This is a genomic window from Dyadobacter beijingensis DSM 21582 (assembly GCF_000382205.1).
Taxonomy (GTDB): Bacteria; Bacteroidota; Bacteroidia; order Cytophagales; family Spirosomataceae; genus Dyadobacter; species Dyadobacter beijingensis.
Genome location: NZ_KB907786.1, coordinates 211,388 through 233,053 on the forward strand (window position 1 = coordinate 211,388; position 21,666 = coordinate 233,053).

Here is a 21,666-nt window from a genome sequence, read left to right on the forward strand (position 1 = left end):
TATCAGGCGATTTCTTCGGCAACATACCCAGCCTTTTTGATCAGCTGCTCGATTTCCTCCGGCGAATGGCTCGTTTCCACTTTCAGCACGCGGTCCGCGCTTTCCAGGTCCACCGACCATTTTTCAACATGCTCATCGCCATTCAGAAATGGTGTAACAGTAGCGACACACCCGCCGCATTTGATATTGGTTTTGAATTGCAAGGTTTCCATGGTTACTAAAATACCCCGGCTTGGGGCGTACTATGTGTTAAATTGTTTTACAAATATCGGCCCCCGTGCCTTGCCAGGCGTTACAGAATTGTGGGGTGGCGTTACAGAGTTTTTGGGTGGGACGCAGTGCGTCGGGATTTCCGACATACTGAAATAGGATTAGAATTTGAAATTTCGACCAGGATCATAACGTACTGCTACATACTGTTACCAAATCGGTGATGCGGCGTATCAACGGTAGGTGAATCTATCAAACCAACCGCGCCTTATGGCTCCCGATACGATCATTTCTGTGGGTTAATGATCCTCTCCCTGAACTAGAATAGCATGAAATATCTATTGGACACACACGCTTTATTATGGTTTTTGGGAGAAGATAACCGGCTGTCAAAATTCGCAACGGCCGCCATTATGGACCCTGCGAACCAGATCTTCGTCTCCGACGTCAGCTTTATCGTGAGACGCATCTGGTGATTCACAACCCCGCCCGCTTCAACCGCAGGCTGTTCATCACTACCGATACCGAGCTCAGTGCCATGGCGCCACCGGCGATCATGGGGTCGAGGAGGAAGCCGTTGATAGGGTAGAGGACGCCTGCGGCGACAGGGATGCCGATAACGTTATAGATGAATGCCCAAAAAAGGTTTTGCCGGATAGTTAACACGGTTTTCCGGGATAATTTCAATGCTTTGGGTAATGCGAGCAGGTCGGAGGTGATGAGCGTCATTTTGGCGACGTCCATGGCGATGTCAGAGCCTTTGCCCATCGCTACGCTCACGTCCGCCTGGGCGAGGGCCTGGGAGTCGTTGATGCCGTCGCCGACCATCGCGACGGTTTTGCCTGCGGCCTGTAACGTTTTGACGAACTGCATTTTATCGTCGGGTTTCACTTCGGCCTGGTAGCTGTCGATGCCCACCTGCGCCGCCACGGCTGCGGCGGTTTGGGCATTGTCGCCGGTGAGCATGTGTACCTCAATGCCTTGTTCATGCAATTTTTGAACGGCCTCGCGGGAGGTCGGTTTCAGTTGATCGGCGATGGCTACCAGCCCGGTATGCCGGCCGTCGATGGCGATTCCGATGACCGTTTTGGCTTGGGCCGTGAGGACTTCGTAGGCTGGTTGGAGGTCAGTCGCCATGGAGATGCCTTCTTTTTCAAGGAAGCGCAATGTGCCGATCATATAGTTATGACCGTCTACGGAACCTTGTATGCCACTGCCGGTCAGTGATTTAAAGCCAGTTACCGTTTTTTTTGCATCATCTTCCACAAATTCCACGATTGCAGCCGCCAGCGGGTGCTCAGAACGGGCTTCCAACGCTTTTACAGCAGCCGAATGCGCAGCCGGATTTTCGAGCGACGCTATCCATTGCCAATCGGTCACTTTCGGACGGCCTTCGGTGAGCGTGCCGGTTTTGTCGAGGATTACCGCATCCACTTTGTAGGCTTTTTCAAGACTCTCGGCGTCGCGGATCAGGATATTGTTTTCAGCTCCTTTACCTACGCCTACCATCATGGCCGTGGGCGTTGCGAGCCCGAGCGCACACGGGCACGCGATCACGAGCACGGATACCGCCGCGAGCATAGCGTGGGTGAGGGCGTTTTCTGCGCCTAGTACCATCCACGCACCGAAGGTCAGAATGGCAATGCCGATCACCACGGGCACGAAAATGCCGGCAATGCGGTCGGCGAGGCGCTGTACCGTGGCTTTGCTGCCCTGCGCGGCCTGAACGGTTTTGATGATCTGCGCCAGGACCGTTTGTTTGCCCACTTTTTCGGCCGTGAAGGTGAAGCTACCCGTTTGGTTGATGGTGCCGGCAAATACCTGATCGCCGGCTTTCTTTTCTGCCGGGATGGGCTCTCCGGTCATGAGGCTTTCGTCGACGAACGAGCTGCCGCTCACCACCTTTCCATCAACGGGGATTTTTTCGCCGGAGCGGATCATGACCTCGTCGCCCAGCCGCACGTCCCGCGCCGGCACTTCGATTTCGGCGCCGTCGCGGTATATCCGCACCGTTTTAGGTTGCAGCCCGATCAGCTTCTTCAATGCGTCCGAAGTATTCGATTTGGCGCGCTCTTCCATCAATTTACCCAACAAAATGAAAAAGATAATTACGGCCGCGGCTTCGAAATAGACATGCGGATGCAGCCCCCGCTCGTGCCAGAATTGCGGATAGAATGTATTGAAAGTGCTGAAAAGGAATGCGACTCCGGTACTCAGCGCCACCAGCGTATCCATATTAGCCTTGCCGTGCTGCGCCTGCTTCCAGGCATTGACGAAGAAATCCCGCCCGAATACGAGCAAAACAGGTATCGTGAGCGCGAACATGATGTAATTCGAATAAGCCCAATCCATCAAAAACATGCCGAGTATCACTACCGGGACGGTGAGTATGCCGGTGTAAATGGCTTTTTTTCTGAGCTTTTGATAATGCTCCGACTGTATTTTTTCCTGCTCGGCAATGGCGTCTTCCTCGTTGTCTTCGATAATGAGGCCGTAACCTATGCTTTGCAGCACACGGTCCATTTCGGGGAGGTCTACCAGTTCGGGATCGTAGCTTACGGCCACAGACTGGTTGGCATAGTTCACGCCCGCATTCACGACGCCCTTCGTGTGGCCCAGCATGGATTCCACGCTCACCGCACAGGCCGCGCACGACATGCCGGTGACCGGGACTGTTATATTTTTGATATCTGTTGCAGTTTCCATGATTTTCAAAATTGGTATACAAAGATAAAATCCGGGCACACCGGCGTCGTTACACAATTCTGGCTGCGGTTTGCAACATTCAAGGAAAAGCACTCTTATTTACATTAAAAATGCCTGCGAACGCTCTTTCCCTTGCATTCACACGTTCCATTTCAAAATATTCACAATGAAAAAACTGCTCTTATCCGTCATATTGCTTTCCGCCGGATTGCACGCTTTTGCGCAGGACCGGAACATTACCTTTTACGTCGGCACGCAGGACAAAGGCGCCAATTCGTCCATTACCCGCTGCGAACTGAACCTGGCGTCGGGCGAGATCACACTCATCGATACCATCAACAAATCCGTAGCGCCGGGATATGTGGCCATCTCGCCGAACAAGCGGAATTTGTACGCGATTTCGTCCGATAACAAAGTATCGGCCTATGCCATCGAGCCCGACCGCAAGCTCAGGTTCCTGAACAGCGAGCCTTCGGAGGGCATGGGGCCCTGCCACGTTTCGGTGCACCCGACAGGTAAAATGGCCTATGTTTCCAATTATGGCGGCGGGAGTTTTTCGGCCTACAATATTTCCGACGACGGCAAGCTGAGTGCGCCGGTTTACAAGGAACAATATACCGGTAGCGGGCCGAATGCGAAGCGCCAGGAAAAAGCCCACGCGCATTTCGCGACGGCGAGCCCGGATGGCAAATATGTGTATGTGACGGACCTGGGAAGTGATAAAGTGATGAATTACGCCGTCGATGCCAACACGGGCAAGCTGACGCCCAATGCCGCGCAGCCATTCTTTTCGGGCAAAGCCGGCGCCGGCCCGCGCCATCTGATTATCCATCCGTCGGGCAAGCGGCTGTTTTTGCTGAACGAACTCGAAGCGACCGTAACGGCCTGCTCGATCGATAAAAAGGGTGTGATCACGGCCATCAAGACCTATCCGACCATTCCCGCGGACTATTCGGGCCCGACAAATACGAGCGCGGCGATCCACCTGCACCCGAACGGCAAGTTTGTTTACGTGTCAAACCGCGGACATAATTCCGTGAGCGCATTCAAAATCCTGGGCAACGGTGAGCTCGAAATGGTGGACCAGCAAACTAAATCGATCTCAACACCGCGTGATTTCAATATTGATCCCACCGGCAAATATATGATCGTGGCCAACCAGGGTTCTGATAACCTCGTGGTGTACGATGTAAATGCGGAAACGGGCAAGTTCACGTTCAAGCACGAAAGCATTGCCGTGAAATTGCCCATTTGCGTGGCGTTCCTCTGAGGGAACCGGTGAAGGAGATGTATGCGAAATGGTCAGAGTTTTCTGGCCATTTTGTTTTGGTAGTAGTTCAAAAAGTCTTCGATCTGTTCTACCGGCATTTTGCGGGCGATGATCTTCTTGTTTTTATCCAGAATATAGATCGTCGGCGTCGTCACGACATCGAACTTCCGGTTGAAATCGATCTGGTTCAAGGTGTCGAAGCCGTTGATGAGCCCTTCCAGGTGGTAGGTTTTCACGAATGTCTTCCATTCTTCCGGGTTATGCTCGGTTGAAATAGCCATGACCTTGATGCCGTCGGCCTTTTTCTTGTCGGCGAAGGCTTTCAGTATCGGCGAGGCTTCCTTGCAATGCCCGCAGGTAGGCGCGTAAAAGAAGAGCACGGTATAGTTGGCTTCGATGGCCTGGACGCTTACTTTCTTGCCCGCCGGGTCAGTGAGCGTGAGCGCAGGGAAAGTTTTATTGACCAGCAAGTCCTTCATGGTCGTCACCTTTTCGGCAATGCGTTTTTTCACCTCTTCCGAAACGCCCATTTCGCCGGAGAGGTAATATTTGTTGGCCATATATACCCACACGGCCTCCGTTCCTACCGTTTTCGGGTTTTCGTACTGGTTGGTGATGTAGTATACGGTCCAGGATTTCAGGTCTTTGTTGACGGATACTTTCTTCACCATCAGATCCGCGTCTTTGATAATCGAGTCGGGGACCTGCACGACGAGGTTTTTGAAATACCGCTCCATTTTAGGTTCCAGGAACGGCGTGTTCACGATGCGCGGGTCGGCGAAGTCGAATGCGTCCCAGTAGTGCGCCTTGTAATAATTGAACACCCACATGGAGTCGGTTTTGCCGTTGGCTAATTTTGGCGCCGCGGGGATTTCCGGGTCGGCGGACATTTTCAGCAGCTGGGCCGTGAAGGTCCCTTCATTGTCTGCCAGCAGTTTCTTGCGGTAGGTGCCGAATCCTTCCTGTATTTTCCGCAAACGGGCCTGCGCTTCCGGCGTGTTCTGCCTGCTCAGCGCTTCCATTTCCTTGCTGCCGTTGGCTAATTCCTTCCGGTAGTTGTAAAAAAGCTCGTTTTCTTTGGAACCGGTTATTTTCATGGAGCCGTTCATGTCCACGGTATCGACCTCGATCGCGAAGTTGGTTTCTTTGCCGGAGTAGATGAGCTCGATCATTTTCTGAGCCCCGGGGAAGAGGATCACGTACAACCCGCCGGGAAGCGGCGTTTTGCCTTCGAACACGATCTTGCCGTTGGCATCGGCCTTCGCCGTATCTTTCGGGACAAACTGGGTGGCATTGCGGTTATAATGCCCGATCACGAAAGCCGAGTCACGCATTCCTTTCACGGTGGCTTCAATGTGGTAACCTTGTGCCCCGGCTTTGGAAAAAAGGCTGAAAGCCATCAGCAGGATCAGCAAGGAAGTGCGGGTATAATCTCTCATCACGCTATGGAAAGTTTGCTTTAAAGCTGTTTATTGGATTATTTCAAATTTTGAAGTCCGTAAAATTAACTTCAAAACGCTAACATCAGCAGGGTTCTTATTCAAATGTTTTATTTTCTGTCCAAAGCCGTTGACTTCCTCATAATGCCGCTCAGCATTGTGTTTTTTATATTAATCTACGCCTGGACCATCAAAAGCGACCGGCGCAGGAAGCAGGCCGTTGGGCTGGTGATCGTGCTGCTTTTTCTCGGTTCGAACCCATACCTGGTTACCAAGGCGGTCAATGCCTGGGAGCACCGGTTTGTGAACCTGGCGGAGGTGAAAAAGACGTACGACGTAGGCATTATGCTTTCGGGAGGGCTTATTATGACGAGTACGCCACGGCAGGACCACCCCGCATTGGGCGACCACGGCGACCGGATATTGCAGACTTACCTGCTTTACAAACAGGGGAAAATTAAGAAAATACTCATCACCGGCATCAGCGGCGAGTTGCTCATGGCCCGAAGGCTGGGGGAAACGCGGCAGGCGGCGTCGCTGCTGGTGAGCTGGGGAGTGCCCGCGCAGGATATTCTCTTTGAAGAAAAGGCCCGCAATACGCACGAAAACGCATTGTACTCGGCGCAGATCCTGAATAAAATGTTTCCGGGAGGGAAATATCTGCTGGTTACCTCGGCATTCCACATGCGCCGGTCGGCCGGGTGCTTTGAAAAAGTGGGTGTCAAAACGGACCCTTTCCCGGCCGACTTTCATGGCGGGTACAACGAGTTTATCATCCATAAACTCGTACCCGATCCCGATGCCTTCGCACGCTTCTGCATGCTCTGGCATGAATTCGTAGGGCTTGTTGCCTACAAGTTGGTGGGCTACTGCTAGCCCGGTGTATTACACGCTCAGAATTTTCACCATTCTCAGCAGATCTTCGTTGATCGGCTTCGGCAGGCGGATCGTGTCTTCGAACGGGGTGTATACCAGCTCATTGTTGATGATACCGGCCATTACATTCTTTTGGCCTGCGATAAGACCTTCCAATGCGCCCAATCCGAGGCGGCTGGCGAGGATACGGTCGTATGCCGATGGCGTTCCGCCGCGCTGCGTGTGACCGAGTGTAGTTACGCGGATGTCCGCATTCTCGTCCACCTGCAATTTGATTTTATCTGCTACTTCCTGCGCGCTGCCTTCCTCGTCGCCTTCGGCTACGATGATGATCGAAGAAGATTTCGAGCGGCTCCATCCCTGTTTCAGAGTGTCGACCACCTGCGAAATCGGCGTGAGCACTTCGGGAACCATGACCAGCTCGGCGCCGCCTGCGATACCCGACTGGATAGCAATGTAACCAGAGTCGCGGCCCATTACTTCGATGAAGAAGATGCGGTCGTGCGAACTCGCGGTGTCGCGGATGCGGTCGATCGCATCCAATGCGGTATTTACAGCCGTGTCGAACCCGATGGTATAGTCGGTACCGTACAAGTCGTTGTCGATCGTTCCGGGGGCACCCACGGTAGGAATGCCGTATTCGTTTCCGAAGATCATCGCGCCGGTGAAAGTACCGTTACCGCCGATGGCGATCAATCCTTCGATACCGAGCGACTGCAAGTTATCATAAGCCTTCTTGCGGCCCTCGGGGGTCATAAACTCCTTGCTTCTGGCCGATTTGAGAATGGTACCTCCTCTTTGAACTATATTGCTAACCGAGTGAGACTCCATTTTGTAGACATCACCGGCAATCATTCCGCTATATCCTCTTCTGATTCCAAATACTTCAATACCATGGTAGCATGCTCCGCGTACTACCGCCCGGATGCAGGCGTTCATACCAGGGGCATCTCCTCCTGAGGTAAAAACTCCAATTCGTTTCATTTAATAATTTCGGGTTACTTCTAATCTTTCTATGTACAGCTCCATTTGAACCTTAAAGGCACAATTTCCGCAAATTTATCCGGTATTTTCTTAAAATATATGCCTTGATTCTTAATTATGTTAAAAAAATGCGCGACGAAGAATCATTTTGAACGTCTCAAACATATACCAATACTTATATATTTGCGCCGGTTAATAGAAATTTAATATCCTTTAACCGGCCTTCGTCGCTACTATTACTGTTTGAAAAGTCATATTTAGGGCGGGCCGCGCCGGCACCGCTTTCACCTGAAACCAACCCGTAGCTTAATATTATCAAAATGAAAAATCTGTTCTCCTGGCAACGTCTCTGGCCCCACCTGGTAGCTGTCATCGGCTTTATGATTTTGTCCATCGCTTACGTTTCGCCCGTGCTGCAAGGCAAGAAACTGAGCGCGACCGACGAAATCCAGGCCAAAGGTGCTGCACGGGAAGTGATGGATTACAACAAGCAAACGGGGGAATGGTCGTGGTGGACGAATGGCATGTTCGCCGGGATGCCTTCTTACCTCGTCGCGGCGGATTACCCGACCAGCGTTTCGACGAAAATCGGCCAGGGGGTGAACAGGATTTTGCCCGCACCTGCCAGCTATTTCCTCATCGGTATGGTGAGCGCTTATGTGCTTTTTATCGTGCTCGGCGCCGGCGGATGGCTTTCGGCCATTGGCGCGGTGGCCTTTGCATTCTCATGTTTTAACGTCATCAACCTCGAAGCCGGGCATATTTCGCAGGTGATCGCCATCATGTACGCGCCCGGCGTGCTGGCAGGGGTGATCCTCGCTTTCCGTCGCAGCTGGCTGGCCGGCGCGGCGTTGACGGCCTTCTTTATGTCGCTGGAATTATATGCCAACCACGTGCAAATCACTTATTATCTGGGGATTGGCATCGTGATCCTCGTGATCATGGAGAGTGTTTCGTATATCAAAAGCGGTAGGGTAAAAGAACTGACGCTCATCCTCGGCGGGCTGGTGCTGGCCGTGGTAGTGGCCGTTGGAACGCATACTACACGCCTTTGGAATGCTTATGATTATACCAAGGAAACGATCCGTGGGAAGTCGGAACTGAGGTCTGCCGCCAAGAACGGCGCGGAGAAACAGGGAAGCGGGCTGGACAAGGAATATGCATTTACATACAGTTTCGGCGTAGGCGAGCTGCTTACATTGGTGATCCCAAATGCCTATGGCGGCGCGTCATACGGCCCGGTTTCCAACACTTCGGAGACTTACAAAACACTGACAGGCCGCGGTGTGGACGCATCCACAGCCCAGAATATCGTGCAGCAGCTGCCGCTTTACTGGGGCGACCAGCCGATCATGGGCGGGCCGAACTACATCGGGGCTATCGTGTTTTTCCTCTTCGTGCTCGGATTATTTATTGTTAAAAATCCATTGAAATACTGGGCCGCGGGTGTGGTCTTACTATACATCATCTGGTCGCTCGGGAAGAGTCTTTCAGGCATCAACTACCTGTTTTTCGATTATTTCCCGATGTTCAACAAGTTCAGGGCGATGACGATGGTGGTTTCGCTGGCACAGCTGCTGATGGTGCTCGTGGGCATATTGGCATTGTCGACGCTCGCGCAGAAGAAGCTAACGGTCAAGGAGTTCCAGAAGCCGTTCCTGATCTCGGTCGGCATTACCGGCGGGCTCATGCTTATCATGGCATTGCTGCCTGGGGTGTTTTTCAGTTTCAAAGGGAACAACGACGCGCAATTTGCCCAGCAGTTTGCGCAAATGGCACAGGATCAGGCATTCGGTCAGCAGATGATGAATTCGGTCATTCAGGACCGCGAAGGCCTGATGAAAAGCGACGCCATCCGAAGCCTGATTTTCATCGCATTGGCCGCAGGGCTCATGTGGTTTTTTGTGCAGGATAAAATCAAACCCGTGCTGTTCTCCGGTGTCCTGCTCATACTGGTTATTTTCGACCTGTTTGGAATAGACAAACGCTATCTTAACAACGAGGATTTCGTAACCGCGTACGTGGCACAGGGCAATACCACGCCTTCGCCGGCCGACGAGCAGATCCTCCGCGATACCGATCCCGACTACCGGGTGTACGACCTGGCTTCTCAGGGCGGACCTTTCAATAGCGCGCAAGCATCGTATTTCCACAAATCGCTGGGCGGGTACCACGCCGCGAAAATGCGCCGCTACCAGGAACTGTTTGAAAACCAGCTGGCTAGCGATAAGCCGAACATGGAAATCCTGAACATGCTGAATGCGAAATATTTCATCACGCCGGACCAGCAGGGCAACAAAGTCGCCCAGCCCAACCCGCAGGCCTACGGCCACGCGTGGTTTGTGAAATCGTATAAACTGGTGCCTGACGCAGACGCCGAAATGGCCGCTTTGCGCTCGGTGAACCTCCGCGAGGAAGCCGTTGTAGATCAGCGTTTTGCCAAAGAACTGAACGGTTTGAAAATCGGTACGGATTCGACGGCCAGGATCAGCCTGATTTCCTACAAGCCAAACGAGCTGGTTTATGAAACGAGTGCGAATGGCGACGGCCTGGCCGTGTTCTCGGAAATTTACTACAACGTCCGGAACGAATGGCAGGTGACGATCGACGACAAGCCGGCCGACATGCTGCGTGCGAACTACGTCCTGCGTGCATTGCGCGTGCCAGCAGGCAAGCATACGATCAAATTCCGCTTCGAGCCGACGTCCGTGGATACTGGTAAAAAAGTGGATCTGGTAGCGTCATTGCTGCTCGTGGGCCTCGTGGCAGGCGCTGTATTTGTGGAATCAAAAAGAAAAAAATCTGCCTGACGATGACCGATCGCCGCTATCCCATTGGTCCCATTGCCTTGAAGGACACTTATTCCGACGGGGAGGTGCAGGATTTTATCCGCATTATCGCCGAAATCCCGGCGGAATACCGCAAGCGCGTCGCCCATCTTTCGGATGAGGACTTGCTCAAAACCTACCGTGAAGGCAGCTGGAACATCCGGCAGCTCATCCACCACGTGGCCGACCTGCAATTTGTGCATTACCTGCGCATGAAAAAGGCCATCACCGAGCCGGATTACGACGAAGTGACGATGATTGACATGAACGCCTGGGCCTTCACGCCCGACTCGCTGAATATACCTGTGGAGTCGTCGCTCGCCATTTTCGAGGGCACGCATGCGCGTTACGCGTACCTGGCAGGTACACTCACCGACGAGCAATTCGCGAGAAGATACTATCATCCGGCCCGCAAACTCTGGTTTGACCAGAAACAGGCGCTGGCGATGTCGGTATGGCACGTGCGGCACCATCTGGCACATATTGATCTGGCATTGGGGAATATTGATTAGTTCAATAGTCATCAAGACTGAGTTTGTCGTGATTGCCCTCCCTCGGATGAATCTGTCGGGAATGGATCGAGTTTCGTAAAATGATGGATGTTTTGCGGTAGTATTTGCGTTCGCGGTCTTTTTGAACGTGAAATGTCCTTCAAATCTCCATTCTGAATATGAAATCCAGCTTTCTTTCGACGGTACTTTTGCTCGTAGTATCCGTCAGTACATTTGCGCAGCATAAACTTGGCATTGTCTTTATCGGCAACAGCATTACCCAGGGTAAGGGCGGCGATGACGGTGTACCGCCGCCGACGCATGCCGTCGATTACCTGAAAGCGCAAAAGGGTGTGGAAGATGTGGCTTATGTCAATGTCGGCCGGAGCGGCTCTACGACCGTGGATTGGCTGCCGGGAACGGGCAAATACTTTACATTGGCTACGACCGCGGCGGATAGTTTGTTTCAGCAAAAGGACCACCAGCTGCTTTTCTCCATGAAGCTCGGCACGAACGACAGTGCCATTCAGGGCCCCAACGGCGCGCCGGTTTCGAAGGAAGATTACAAAAAGAACGTGCAGACGATCGTTTCCGAACTGCTGAAACGCTACCCCGGCAGCAAGGTGATTATTCACCACCCGATCTGGTATAGTACCAACACCTACAACCGTTCCAAGTACCTCGCCGAAGGCCTCGCCCGTCTGCAGACCTACGTCCCCGAGCTCGATGCATTGATTTCGGAATACCAATCCACCGATCCCGGTCGCGTTTTCAAAGGGGATACCAAGGCATTCAAATACTTCAAAAAGCATCACGTCGCATTATTTAAGCCTGAAAACGGCCAGCAGGGCGTGTTTTACCTGCATCCCAATGTGGAAGGCGTAAAGGTGCTCGGCGAGTTCTGGGGCAAGGCGATCAAGAAGAAATTGCTGTGAATGGAAAAGTTAAGGCATCGCCATTGCTTCACCATAGCAATTCGTAATGCGTACTGCGGCCGCCTGACTCCGATTTTTTCAATACGCCTTTCTCCACCAGGTCCTGGATGTCCCTGGTCGCCGTATCCTGCGATGATTTGACCATTTTTGCCCATTTGGAGGAAGACAGTTGGCCGAAAAACCCTTCCTGCATTTTATTGATCATGGTCCGCTGTCTTGCATTCAGCGCAGTAGAGGCATGTTTGTCCCAGAAATGCACCCGTTTCAGGACGGCATCGAGCGTTGTCGCAGTGATTTTCATGGAGGCTTGCAGGCACAGGAGAAACCATTCCAGCCATGCGGTGATGTCCAGGTCGCCTTTTTGGGTCTTTTCCAGGATCGCGTAATACTCGTTTCGCTGCCTGCGGATCTGCGATGACATGCTGTAATAGCGTTGCGTACTGTCGTCTGCCCGCGCCAGCTGCATATCGGCGATCGCACGCGCAATGCGGCCATTACCATCGTCGAACGGGTGGATCGTCACAAACCACAAATGCGCGATGCCCGATTTCAGGACGGCGTCCAGCCCCTGATCATCATTGAACCATTGTGTGAAAAGCGCCATTTCCGCTTCCAATCTCGATGCGTCAGGCGCTTCAAAATGCACAATTTCTTTGCCCATAGCGCCCGAGACGACCTGCATGGGGCCCTTTTCATGGTCGCGCCAGTTCCCGACCGTAATCTTGAACATCCCGCTGCGACCGCTGGGGAACAATGATGAATGCCATCCAAAAAGGCGGTCGGCCGTGAGCGGAGTTCCGTAACGCTGGGTCGCGTCGAGTATCATTTCCACCACGCCATCGACGTTCCTGTCGGATGGTATCAAACCGGCCAGTTCCAGGCCCAGCCGGCGCGCTACGGACGATCGCACCTGGTCTATATTGAGTATTTCACCCTCTATTTCAGACGATTTCAGCACATCCTCGGTCAGCGTTTGCAGGATAGCCTCTGTCTGCACGGAAAACCCGAGCGCTTCCATACGCCCCGATATTTTGCCTTGCATATAGCGCACCTGGCCCAGCACGGGCGATACAATCGTTTCGTCCCAGTAGAAATTGGGCCATTGAGGGCGTTGATGGATGTAGCGGGGCATAAGTGTCGGCTTTTGCGGTGAATATACGATTTATTCTCCGCAAATATGCGGTGAATATACGATTTATTCTCCGCATTGAATCATCAAAGCTGCTGAATCAGCGCTTAATCTTTCCGTACGGGCCGTAACCCTTTTATCGCCTGCGTGCCGATTGAAGGGCTTTTGGCGGGAATGGAAAGTAATTTTTCCGGCATTTCGGGTTCGATGTATTCCCGGTAGCCCGAGAGGTAGCGATTGATGATGAAATCCTCTTCGCGATCGAACCCAATGGATGGCTGGTTGATGAATGCGGAAATGTTATAGAGCTTTTTATGCCAGATCAGGGCGTTGAGATTGCCGTCGAAATGGTAGTGGTTTTCAAAACCGCGGTCGAATTTGAAGACGACAGGCTTACCGGCATTGGCGAGCAGGCTCTCGGGCGTACCCGTGAGCGTGATGGGAATGTAGGTTTTCTTGTCGTAAATAAATCCGCCGTGGGTGTTTTTGATATATTCCCGCATTTGTCGCGGGGCGTCGCCTACGAGCAGCACGTCCACCAGCAGGATCGCCTCGGCGGCGTAAAACTGTCCGGGATTCTGGATCAGCGGGAGTTGGGAGATTCGGATCATCATATTATTTTTTCACTTTCAGGATTGCAAAATCCTAATCAGGTCTTCATTTAAATAGTAAACTTCTTTGCCTTCTCTCCGCGGGGCCAATATCCTTGCTTTCACAAGTTCGTCCGTATACTTGGTAATGGTCGTGCGCGATGACTTTGAAATGATATCCGCAAGTACTTTTGGTTTGCTATACGGCTGACTGTAAAGCGCTTCATTGATCTCCTTGCTGTACCATTTAATTTGTTGTTTGGCGTAAGACAACGTTTCAGCCATCTGATTCAAAATAGCATTAATGAGCTCGCTTGTAACGATGGCGGTCTTTTCCACAGCATCCAGCATAAACAAAACCCAGGTTTTCCAGTCACCGCGCTGCGTTACGCTGGCCAGGTTGTAATAATAATCGTCTTTGTGCTGGATAATGTACTGCGAAAGGTACAACACAGGCTGCGTCAATAAGTTCTGGTTTACCAGGTATAGCAGGTTCAAAATTCGCCCTGTTCTTCCGTTCCCGTCTTGGAATGGGTAAATAGCTTCGAATTGATAATGCGTAATGCACATTTTAAGAAGCGGGTCTGTCGGGAATCTGACGTCGTCATTCAAATACCCGATCAGGTTATCCATTAAATTTTCAACCACATTACTGCTTCTCGGCGGCGTGTAAATGGTTTCGCCTGTCCGAAACTCGCTTTCTCCTCGTTTGATAACAACAATTGCCTGCGGCGGGCGAAAGGCGGCAGTTGTGTCCTTTATTTGTCGGAAAATGCTTACGACCAGTTCATTGTCGATGCGGCGTTTGTTTAAAAGCTCGTGATAGCCTGTCCACAACGCCTCCCGGTACCTGAGCACCTCTTTGGTAGCAACGTCGGTCCTGTCTGCTCGGGTAGTATCGGATACGGCCATGTAAAGTTCATCCTCGGTAGTGAAGATATTCTCGATTTCCGTGGAAGTACGTGCCTCTTGCAATGCAACGGTATTGATGAGCATCAGCGGATTGGGAATGCGAAGCACATTGTAATTGACGGAAGCCAATGCACGCGAAGCGGTCACCAGTTTTCGAAGTATGTCCGGATCGTGTTCCACATCGGGTGGTGGGAGCAATGGGAGTGTGTGTAGGGCTGGTTACGATCGTACGGCTGCATTACGTGTCCAGTTTTTGGTTAAATATTGAACATGATGAGAATATATGTCCATTTTCTGAACAAAAAAAGCATCATGTCCAGCTTTCGCCAAAAAACCGAACATGAATTTTTCCATCATACCCATGGCGGAGTTGTGGAATATCCTCTAACTTGGGGACTTTCAAGTACCCCTTAAAGTACATTTCAGTAATGGTAAAAACATACAGATTTATCGCCCTGCTCGGCGATGGGCGTGAGCGGTTCAGCGATAAGGAGCTGGATGCGGAATGGCCTACCGAACCGATCGTGATCGATGCGTTCGGGTTTTCAGACGTTTACAGGTATTCGGGCGTCGTTTTCCTCAGTGAAGAATGGTTTGCGAAGTACAGCAAAAATTGGAACAACGATACGGCGGATATTGACAAGCTGCTCGTGAATTTGATCAAATATTCGGCGAAAGATGCGCATTCGGAGAATTTGACGAAAATTAAGGATTACCTCGCTTCGCCGCCCGAAACGGTCGCGGAAGCTGTCGCGCTCTGGAAAACTTTCTACGACCCTGCTTTAAAAACGATTTAACGCATCTTTTTTCTTCCGGATTGAGACCCGGAGCGAGGGTTTCGGGCGCGCCGCTGGCGCTTGCTCGCGTTGCGCGCCCGTTCTTTCTTCATTGTTAGTGGTTTACCATTTTCATGGCGCCTTCGCTGTATCGTTCGCCGGTATCGGGGAAGCGGGCTACCAGTTCGTCGATCGTTTGAAGGTCTTCCGCCGAGAGGCTTACTTCGATGGCGCCGGCGTTTTCTTCGAGGTATTTGTGCTTTTTCGTGCCGGGGATCGGGATAATGTCGTCGCCCTGCGCGAGTACCCATGCGAGCGCGAGCTGCGCGGGTGTGCATTGCTTGCCCGCAGCGATCTCCGCGAAGCCTTTTACGAGCTGGGCGTTGTTGTCGGCCACATTGTCCTGGTAGCGCGGCAGCGTTTTGCGAAAATCGTCATCGGCCAGGCTTTGGGTGTTTAATGTGTTGGTAACGAGCCCTCTGGCGAGCGGGGAATAGGGTACCAGTGAAATGCCCAGCTCGCGAACGGTGCCGAGGATGCCATTCTCCACATCCCGTGTGATCACCGAATATTCGCTTTGCAATGCGGCAATGGGATGCACGGCGTGGGCCTTACGGATGGACGCCGCGGATGCCTCGCTCAGGCCGAGGTAACGCACTTTCCCTTCTTTCACGAGCTCCGCCATGGCGCCTACCATTTCTTCCACGGGCACATTCGGGTCCACGCGGTGAGCATAATAAAGGTCGATAGTGTCGATTTTGAGCCGTTTCAGGCTGTCTTCAACGGCTACTTTCATCCACGCGGGCGAGCCGTCGAACCACGCGCCGGCAGAATTGCGGGGTGCATTCACATTCTCGCCATACCGGAAGCCGAATTTCGTGGCGATGAATATCTTGCTGCGGTTGGGTACCAGTACCTGCGAGATCAGCTTTTCGTTCTCGCCGTTGGCATACATATCGGCAGTATCCCAGAAATTAATGCCCAGGTCGAGGGCGCGGTGCAGCGTGGCAATGCTCTCGGCGTCGTCGGTGGGGCCGTACGCGAAGCTCATGCCCATGCAGCCAAGCCCGATGGCCGATAGTTTTTCGTCTGTTGTTCCAAGGTTTCTGTATTTCATTTCTCTGTTGGCTGTCGGCCGCTTCCGGCCGGGTTGAACAATGGATTCATGCAGGTGATCCTGACAATACAAAGCTACCTTGCTGCGCGCGCAGTCATTTTATAGTATTCAAACAGATCTTTATAAAAATCACACAGCCCTCGCGCGCTGGCTGCCGGGTGTTAGTCCCGTCTGTTTTTTGAAGAATATATTGAAATAGGCCGGGTACTCGAAGCCGAGGCTGTAAGCGATTTCGGAAATGTTCCAGTTGGTATGATTGAGGAGTGCCTGCGCTTCTTTGGTAATGCGGGCCGAAATGTGCTCGGTAGTCGTTTTACCCGTGACTTCCTTCACCGAACGGTTCAAATGGTTGGCATGTACCGAAAGGCTTTGGGCGTAATCATTGGCCGTTTTGAGCCGCAATGCATTCTCCGGTGTGTCGATCGGAAACTGGCGTTCAAGTAGTTCCATGAATAATGTCGTGATCCGCGACGAGGCATTGATCTGTCGCTCGAACGTCTCCGCAGGCTGCATTTTCATCGCTTCGTGGATGATCAGATGCAGGTAATTACGCAGCATTCCATACTTATGCGGGTAGTCGGATTCGATTTCGGTCATCATTTTCCGGAATATCACCGAGAGTTCTTTCTGCTGTTGTTCATTGACAAAAAACACGGGATTAGCCCCGATTTTGAACAATGGCGAATCCTGCAAGAAGTCCTTACGCTCAGCCGGATGCACGAATGTTTCGGTAAATAGGGTAAACCAGCCCAGCTGCGTTTCCGAAATCGCCTCCCATGAATAGGGTACCATCGGATTCGAGAAAAGCAACGCCGGACGGTCTATTTCGATCCATTTATCGGCATAATGCAGCCTTCCCGTGCCGATGATGAAGGATACTTTGTAAAAATCGCGGCGGCTGTACGGCGTCTTTTTGTAGCACGAGTTTCTTTCAAAAACATTGAAATGCCCGATGCCGGCGTTGTTCAGCGGGAGGTGCGCAGGATTGGCGTGCGGTACGCGACGGTAAAATTCCTGGATTGATTCAGTCTGGCTCATAGCGCAATATTATAAAATTCAAATAGGAGATATATCCTGGAAAGTTTCCATCGGCCTGCATTTAATAGCTTTTTAATTTCGAAGTAAACCCTTTTGAGGAAAGATTGGACTATTGGGAAGATGGGGAAATGGATTACCATGCTGGGCCGCCGGAGCTTTAATTTTGAATCATCCACTCAATCAATCATTAGCTATGTCCACCCGTAAAAAAACCAGTGAATTGACCCCGAAGGCCATTGCGGCTGTGAGGGAGCTTGAAAAGTATGTCGCTTCCACCGGACTCGACAAGGTGCATTACAAACTGATCAAAATCCGGGCGTCGCAGCTGAATGGCTGCGGTTTCTGCCTCGATATGCACGCCCGTCAGGCCAAAGACCTCGGCGTGAGCGAGCAGCGCATTTATATGCTAAGCGCCTGGCGTGAGGCTGGTATCTACTCCGAGGAAGAAAAGGCCATACTTGCATCGACCGAGGAAGTGACGCTCATTGCGAATGGCGGAGTGAGCGATATAGTTTACAACCGCGCCGTGGAGCTGTTAGGCGAGGAGTATACCAAAGCGGTGGTGATGGGCGTGGTGGCCATCAGCGCCTGGAACCGCATCATGATCACCGATCAAATCATCGTTAATGCAGAGCCCAGCTATGTTTAACAGTCGTCCTATCCGCATGAGCACGCAGTCGGAGAAGGCTGATTTGCTCAAAAAACTGCATCATAGCGGTAAAATGCTCGTCTTGCCCAATATCTGGGACGCTGCCGGCGCATTGCTGCTCGAAAAGCTCGGTTACCCCGCCGTGGCGACGGCCAGTGCGGCCATTGCACGGGCACACGGGTACGAGGATGGCGAACGCATTCCGTTCGATTTCCTGCTCGCGATCGTGTCGCAGATCGTGAAATCGGTGGATCTGCCCGTGACGGTGGATATTGAAACCGGTTATGCGGGCGATCACGAAACGCTGAAATCCAATATCAAAAAGCTGATCGCCGCGGGCGTGGCGGGCATTAATATAGAAGATACCGACGTGCGCAGTCGTGAGCTCGTGCCGGTGAATGAGCAGGCGGAAAAGCTGAAACTCATCGGGCGGGTAGCCGAACGTGCCAATACGAGGCTTTTTATCAATGCGAGGACGGATATTTTCCTCGTCAAAACAGACCTGAGCGAGGAGCAAAAGCTCGCACACGCGATCGAGCGGGGGCGTGCGTATGTGGAGGCGGGTGCGGACGGCGTGTATCCGATCTTTGCCACCGACGAATCGACGATCAAGACCTTGGTAGGTGCATTGAAAGTACCCGTGAACGTGCTGGCGCGCGTGGGCGCGCCCGATCTGGACGTGCTGCAGCGCCTCGGCGTGGCGCGGGTAAGCTTCGGCCCGAATGTGCACCGTACCACCCTGCTCGCCCTGGAATCGATGCTGGGCAGCGTGAAAGAGGGGCTGAGTCATCGCCCCGTCACCGGCCCGCTTGCCTGACCGCAGAATTAATTTACGTTTACCTCTACGATCTCCCGGTGGCCGCAACCGGGAGATTTTCTATTTTTAGAGCAAAATTAGGAGTTACTTTGTAAATATATTAAAGCCCGGAACCGGTTACTACGCTCGTCATATGCAGGAGGACATTCTTTTTCAGATCAGCAATAAATTAAAGGAAGTAAGAAAAAGTAAGGGTGTAACTCTTCAGGAGATAGCCGACGAGGCCGGGGTGACGAAGAGCCTCGTGTCGCAGATCGAGAACAGCCGCACGATCCCTTCGCTGCCGGTGATGCTGGGGCTGATCAAGGCGCTGGACATCGACCTGAATGTGTTTTTCAAAGACATTATCTCTACTGCTCCCGGCGAAAACGTGCTGATCCGCCGTAAGGAGGAATATCAGCCTTTCACCAAGGAAAATGCCAAGGGTTACTTCTACCAGCGGATTTTTAGCAAGCAATTCAAGGATAACCACATCGATGTGGTGCTGCTGCGGCTCGAAAAGGATGCGAAGCGGCCTATGGTACGGACTAATGCGTTCGAATTCAAGTATGTGCTTTCGGGTGCGGTGGAATACACGGTGGGCAAGAATAAATATGTGCTGAACCAGGGCGATTCGATGTTTTTCGATGCCAATGAGCTCCATAACCTCAGATGCCAGGACTGCGATGAGGCGGTACTGCTTGTGATTTACTTCTTCAACGAGGCGCAATGAGGCGGCCTGGGAATTCTCCCTTGTTAAATATTAATTAACATTTACTTAACCTCCGTGGTCGGATAGTTCGCTACTTTTGCAGCGATCGAGGGTTTATTGTGATTAATTTTAAATATTAGTTAACTTTTATTTGCATATAAACCGATCTGGCAATATTTTTAGGCGGTTGATCATTCGGGAGGTTCTTGACGTCAAAAGTGACGGTTTAGTTTTACTTAACATTTCGGGCCTTTTCCTGCATAGCGCGGAAGTCCGCCGGCGATGATCGACGAGTTTAGTATTCGTTCACCAATTACACCAATCGGAATGTCGATAGAACTGGTAGTTTTCGATATGGCAGGCACGACTGTCAGGGATAAAAATTTTGTCGGGATCGCGTTTCAGCAGGCGATGCGTTCGCAGGGTTACGAGATCGCGATCGAAGACGTGAACCCGCTGATGGGTTACGAAAAGCCGCTGGCGATTAAAATGATGCTTGAAGCGCGGGAAGCGGATAAGTCGAAAATCACGGAAGCGCTGGTGGAGACGATTCACAGGCATTTTGTGGCCGGAATGATCGATTTTTATAGTACGACGACGGAAATAGCCCCGCTACCGCATGTGGAAGAGACGTTTGTGGCGTTGCGCAACGAAGGGATCAAAATTGCATTGAATACCGGCTTCTCGCGCGACATCGCGGATGTGATCGTGGGCCGCCTCGGTTGGGAAAGCCGGATCGATTGCCTCGTGGCCAGCGACGAAGTGCCGTTCGGCCGGCCATACCCCGACATGATCCGTAAAATCATGGGTATCCTCGGCGTAGAATCCGCCGACCGAGTGGCGAAGGTGGGCGACACCGAGGTGGATATCAACGAAGGTATCAATGCGGGCTGCCGCTATGCCATCGGCATCACCACCGGCGCATTCACACGCGAAGAGCTGCTGCCGTACAAGCCCACACACATTATCGACGACATTGCCGGGATCGTCGGCATTGTATCGCCAAGCCACGCACTGGAAGCGAAGGCGTAATCCATTTACTTTTTTTTGACTGAACAAGCATGAGCAAATCTGCGATAGTAATAGGGGCGGGGATTGTGGGCCTGGCAACGGCCAGGGCATTGGCAACGCGCGGCTACCGGGTAACGGTGATCGAACGATCATCGAAGGCCGTGGGTGCTTCGATACGGAATTTTGGCATGGTATGGCCCATCGGCCAGCCGGAAGGCACATTATATGAAAGGGCATTGCAGGCCAAAAGCATCTGGAAAGAGGTGCTGGCGGGTGCCAGATGCTGGTCGCAGGAGGCGGGCAGCCTGCATATGGCTTACCAGCAAGACGAGCTGGAAGTAATTCAGCAGTTTGTGGAAGTGAGCCCTTACCGGCCGGTGAGCTTTCTCGGCCCGGCCGAAACGCTGGCGAAGTCGCCCGCAGTGAACCCCGACGGCCTGCTCGGCTCGCTGTATTCGGCAGACGAAATGATCGTAGACCCGCGCGAGGCCATCGCGGCCATTCCGGGGTATCTGAGTGCGGCATTGGGAGTAACGTTCATTTGGGATACGGCCATTTCGAAAGTAACGTATCCGACGGTGCATTCGGGCAGTAAAAGCTGGTCGGCGGATGAGATTTTCGTGTGCAGCGGCCAGGATTTCGAAACGCTTTACCCCGAACATTTTTCTGCGGCGCCATTAACCAAATGCAAATTGCAGATGATGCGCCTCGAAGCGCAGCCCGGCAACTGGCGCATCGGCCCGGCATTGTGCGGCGGGCTGTCGTTTATCCACTACCACGGTTTCAAGGCGGCAGCGTCGCTGCCCGGCCTGAAAGCGCGGTACGAAAGCGAATATGCCGAATACCTGAAATGGGGCATTCACGTAATGGCCTCGCAGAATGGGCTGGGTGAGATCACGGTAGGTGATTCGCACGAGTATGCGCTTACGTTCGATCCGTTCGACCGGGAATTTATCAACACGATGATCCTCGATTACCTGGGCACATTCGCGCAGTTTAAATCGCCGAAAGTGTACCAGAGCTGGCACGGGATCTACCCGAAAATGACCAACGGGGCGACGGAGCTTGTGATGCGGCCCGAAAGCGGCGTGACGATCATCAACGGCCTCGGCGGCAATGGCATGACGCTGTCGTTCGGCCTTTGCGATCAGGTGATCGGCGGGACTTACCAGCCGTAAATGATTCTGAATCTGACAA

21 protein-coding genes are annotated in these 21,666 nt (G+C 52.4%); 12 read left to right on the forward strand and 9 right to left on the reverse strand.

Features of this window, described 5'->3' with window-relative positions; genetic code table 11:
- Window positions 1-2: 2 nt before the first annotated feature.
- Window positions 3-212, reverse strand: coding sequence for a heavy-metal-associated domain-containing protein (locus tag H144_RS0100835; RefSeq protein WP_019940123.1), 210 nt, complete (start codon window positions 210-212; stop codon window positions 3-5).
- Between the two features lie 327 nt (window positions 213-539).
- On the opposite strand from H144_RS0100835, the gene H144_RS34190 reads away from it, so the two are divergent.
- Window positions 540-686: a type II toxin-antitoxin system VapC family toxin gene (locus H144_RS34190; protein WP_157504375.1), complete on the forward strand. Its 147-nt coding sequence runs from the start codon at window positions 540-542 to the stop codon at window positions 684-686.
- 1 nt (window position 687) lies between these two features.
- On the opposite strand, the gene H144_RS0100840 is transcribed toward H144_RS34190, so the two are convergent.
- Window positions 688-2,916, reverse strand: a complete 2,229-nt coding sequence (locus H144_RS0100840; RefSeq protein WP_019940125.1) for a heavy metal translocating P-type ATPase — start codon at window positions 2,914-2,916, stop codon at window positions 688-690.
- A gap of 166 nt (window positions 2,917-3,082) precedes the next feature.
- Here H144_RS0100840 and H144_RS0100845 point away from each other — a divergent pair, with 166 nt between their 5' ends.
- The gene (locus H144_RS0100845; RefSeq protein WP_019940126.1) at window positions 3,083-4,186 is read left to right on the forward strand and encodes a lactonase family protein; all 1,104 of its coding nucleotides are present in this window, start codon (window positions 3,083-3,085) and stop codon (window positions 4,184-4,186) included.
- 32 nt (window positions 4,187-4,218) lie between these two features.
- On the opposite strand, the gene H144_RS0100850 is transcribed toward H144_RS0100845, so the two are convergent.
- The gene (locus tag H144_RS0100850) at window positions 4,219-5,625 is read right to left on the reverse strand and encodes a TlpA family protein disulfide reductase (protein ID WP_019940127.1); all 1,407 of its coding nucleotides are present in this window, start codon (window positions 5,623-5,625) and stop codon (window positions 4,219-4,221) included.
- A 105-nt stretch (window positions 5,626-5,730) separates the two neighbouring features.
- On the opposite strand from H144_RS0100850, the gene H144_RS0100855 reads away from it, so the two are divergent.
- Window positions 5,731-6,501 (forward strand): YdcF family protein, encoded by a 771-nt coding sequence (locus H144_RS0100855; RefSeq protein ID WP_019940128.1) that lies wholly within the window; start codon window positions 5,731-5,733, stop codon window positions 6,499-6,501.
- 9 nt (window positions 6,502-6,510) lie between these two features.
- Here the strand turns inward: H144_RS0100855 and pfkA are convergent, their stop codons facing one another.
- Window positions 6,511-7,485, reverse strand: coding sequence for a 6-phosphofructokinase (gene pfkA, locus H144_RS0100860; RefSeq protein ID WP_026350298.1), 975 nt, complete (start codon window positions 7,483-7,485; stop codon window positions 6,511-6,513).
- Between the two features lie 320 nt (window positions 7,486-7,805).
- Between pfkA and H144_RS0100865 the strand changes: the two genes are divergently transcribed.
- From H144_RS0100865 to H144_RS0100875, 3 genes are all read left to right on the forward strand, one after another.
- Window positions 7,806-10,295, forward strand: a complete 2,490-nt coding sequence (locus H144_RS0100865; RefSeq protein ID WP_019940130.1) for a glycosyltransferase family protein — start codon at window positions 7,806-7,808, stop codon at window positions 10,293-10,295.
- 2 nt (window positions 10,296-10,297) lie between these two features.
- Window positions 10,298-10,825 carry a YfiT family bacillithiol transferase gene (locus tag H144_RS0100870; protein WP_019940131.1) on the forward strand — a complete coding sequence of 176 codons (528 nt, stop codon included), beginning with the start codon at window positions 10,298-10,300 and terminating at the stop codon, window positions 10,823-10,825.
- Between the two features lie 158 nt (window positions 10,826-10,983).
- Complete coding sequence (locus H144_RS0100875; RefSeq protein ID WP_019940132.1) at window positions 10,984-11,739, forward strand: GDSL-type esterase/lipase family protein; 756 nt, start codon at window positions 10,984-10,986, stop codon at window positions 11,737-11,739.
- 28 nt (window positions 11,740-11,767) lie between these two features.
- Here H144_RS0100875 and H144_RS0100880 read toward each other — a convergent pair whose 3' ends face one another.
- From H144_RS0100880 to H144_RS32940, 3 genes are all read right to left on the reverse strand, one after another.
- Entirely contained in the window at window positions 11,768-12,871 is a 1,104-nt protein-coding gene (locus H144_RS0100880) for a Fic family protein (RefSeq protein ID WP_019940133.1), read from the reverse strand.
- Window positions 12,872-12,975: 104 nt separating this feature from the next.
- Window positions 12,976-13,482, reverse strand: coding sequence for a hypothetical protein (locus tag H144_RS0100885; RefSeq protein WP_019940134.1), 507 nt, complete (start codon window positions 13,480-13,482; stop codon window positions 12,976-12,978).
- A 15-nt stretch (window positions 13,483-13,497) separates the two neighbouring features.
- Window positions 13,498-14,568: a Fic family protein gene (locus H144_RS32940; protein WP_211220668.1), complete on the reverse strand. Its 1,071-nt coding sequence runs from the start codon at window positions 14,566-14,568 to the stop codon at window positions 13,498-13,500.
- A 230-nt stretch (window positions 14,569-14,798) separates the two neighbouring features.
- Between H144_RS32940 and H144_RS0100895 the strand changes: the two genes are divergently transcribed.
- A complete protein-coding gene (locus H144_RS0100895) occupies window positions 14,799-15,167 on the forward strand; it encodes a hypothetical protein (RefSeq protein ID WP_019940136.1) in 369 nt (122 codons plus the stop codon).
- A 94-nt stretch (window positions 15,168-15,261) separates the two neighbouring features.
- Here the strand turns inward: H144_RS0100895 and H144_RS0100900 are convergent, their stop codons facing one another.
- Both H144_RS0100900 and H144_RS0100905 read right to left on the reverse strand, forming a co-directional pair.
- Window positions 15,262-16,263 (reverse strand): aldo/keto reductase, encoded by a 1,002-nt coding sequence (locus H144_RS0100900; RefSeq protein WP_019940137.1) that lies wholly within the window; start codon window positions 16,261-16,263, stop codon window positions 15,262-15,264.
- 129 nt (window positions 16,264-16,392) lie between these two features.
- Window positions 16,393-17,301, reverse strand: coding sequence for a helix-turn-helix domain-containing protein (locus H144_RS0100905; protein WP_019940138.1), 909 nt, complete (start codon window positions 17,299-17,301; stop codon window positions 16,393-16,395).
- A 193-nt stretch (window positions 17,302-17,494) separates the two neighbouring features.
- Here H144_RS0100905 and H144_RS0100915 point away from each other — a divergent pair, with 193 nt between their 5' ends.
- The 5 genes from H144_RS0100915 to H144_RS0100935 all read left to right on the forward strand — a co-directional run bounded on the left by H144_RS0100915 (window position 17,495) and on the right by H144_RS0100935 (window position 21,647).
- On the forward strand, window positions 17,495-17,950 hold the full coding sequence (locus H144_RS0100915) for a carboxymuconolactone decarboxylase family protein (protein ID WP_019940140.1): 456 nt from the start codon (window positions 17,495-17,497) through the stop codon (window positions 17,948-17,950).
- Window positions 17,951-17,966: 16 nt separating this feature from the next.
- Complete coding sequence (locus tag H144_RS0100920) at window positions 17,967-18,767, forward strand: isocitrate lyase/PEP mutase family protein (RefSeq protein ID WP_019940141.1); 801 nt, start codon at window positions 17,967-17,969, stop codon at window positions 18,765-18,767.
- Between the two features lie 133 nt (window positions 18,768-18,900).
- Window positions 18,901-19,479: a helix-turn-helix domain-containing protein gene (locus H144_RS0100925; RefSeq protein ID WP_019940142.1), complete on the forward strand. Its 579-nt coding sequence runs from the start codon at window positions 18,901-18,903 to the stop codon at window positions 19,477-19,479.
- A gap of 306 nt (window positions 19,480-19,785) precedes the next feature.
- Window positions 19,786-20,490 carry an HAD family hydrolase gene (locus tag H144_RS0100930; protein WP_019940143.1) on the forward strand — a complete coding sequence of 235 codons (705 nt, stop codon included), beginning with the start codon at window positions 19,786-19,788 and terminating at the stop codon, window positions 20,488-20,490.
- 29 nt (window positions 20,491-20,519) lie between these two features.
- Window positions 20,520-21,647: a TIGR03364 family FAD-dependent oxidoreductase gene (locus tag H144_RS0100935; RefSeq protein ID WP_019940144.1), complete on the forward strand. Its 1,128-nt coding sequence runs from the start codon at window positions 20,520-20,522 to the stop codon at window positions 21,645-21,647.
- Window positions 21,648-21,666 lie beyond the last annotated feature (19 nt).

Coding starts and splice junctions, on each gene's coding strand:
- H144_RS0100835 (WP_019940123.1), bottom strand. CDS start 212: ATGGAAACCTTGCAATTCAAAACCAATATCAAATGCGGCGGGTGTGTC.
- H144_RS34190 (WP_157504375.1), top strand. CDS start 540: ATGAAATATCTATTGGACACACACGCTTTATTATGGTTTTTGGGAGAA.
- H144_RS0100840 (WP_019940125.1), bottom strand. CDS start 2,916: ATGGAAACTGCAACAGATATCAAAAATATAACAGTCCCGGTCACCGGC.
- H144_RS0100845 (WP_019940126.1), top strand. CDS start 3,083: ATGAAAAAACTGCTCTTATCCGTCATATTGCTTTCCGCCGGATTGCAC.
- H144_RS0100850 (WP_019940127.1), bottom strand. CDS start 5,625: ATGAGAGATTATACCCGCACTTCCTTGCTGATCCTGCTGATGGCTTTC.
- H144_RS0100855 (WP_019940128.1), top strand. CDS start 5,731: ATGTTTTATTTTCTGTCCAAAGCCGTTGACTTCCTCATAATGCCGCTC.
- pfkA (WP_026350298.1), bottom strand. CDS start 7,485: ATGAAACGAATTGGAGTTTTTACCTCAGGAGGAGATGCCCCTGGTATG.
- H144_RS0100865 (WP_019940130.1), top strand. CDS start 7,806: ATGAAAAATCTGTTCTCCTGGCAACGTCTCTGGCCCCACCTGGTAGCT.
- H144_RS0100870 (WP_019940131.1), top strand. CDS start 10,298: ATGACCGATCGCCGCTATCCCATTGGTCCCATTGCCTTGAAGGACACT.
- H144_RS0100875 (WP_019940132.1), top strand. CDS start 10,984: ATGAAATCCAGCTTTCTTTCGACGGTACTTTTGCTCGTAGTATCCGTC.
- H144_RS0100880 (WP_019940133.1), bottom strand. CDS start 12,871: ATGCCCCGCTACATCCATCAACGCCCTCAATGGCCCAATTTCTACTGG.
- H144_RS0100885 (WP_019940134.1), bottom strand. CDS start 13,482: ATGATGATCCGAATCTCCCAACTCCCGCTGATCCAGAATCCCGGACAG.
- H144_RS0100895 (WP_019940136.1), top strand. CDS start 14,799: ATGGTAAAAACATACAGATTTATCGCCCTGCTCGGCGATGGGCGTGAG.
- H144_RS0100900 (WP_019940137.1), bottom strand. CDS start 16,263: ATGAAATACAGAAACCTTGGAACAACAGACGAAAAACTATCGGCCATC.
- H144_RS0100905 (WP_019940138.1), bottom strand. CDS start 17,301: ATGAGCCAGACTGAATCAATCCAGGAATTTTACCGTCGCGTACCGCAC.
- H144_RS0100915 (WP_019940140.1), top strand. CDS start 17,495: ATGTCCACCCGTAAAAAAACCAGTGAATTGACCCCGAAGGCCATTGCG.
- H144_RS0100920 (WP_019940141.1), top strand. CDS start 17,967: ATGAGCACGCAGTCGGAGAAGGCTGATTTGCTCAAAAAACTGCATCAT.
- H144_RS0100925 (WP_019940142.1), top strand. CDS start 18,901: ATGCAGGAGGACATTCTTTTTCAGATCAGCAATAAATTAAAGGAAGTA.
- H144_RS0100930 (WP_019940143.1), top strand. CDS start 19,786: ATGTCGATAGAACTGGTAGTTTTCGATATGGCAGGCACGACTGTCAGG.
- H144_RS0100935 (WP_019940144.1), top strand. CDS start 20,520: ATGAGCAAATCTGCGATAGTAATAGGGGCGGGGATTGTGGGCCTGGCA.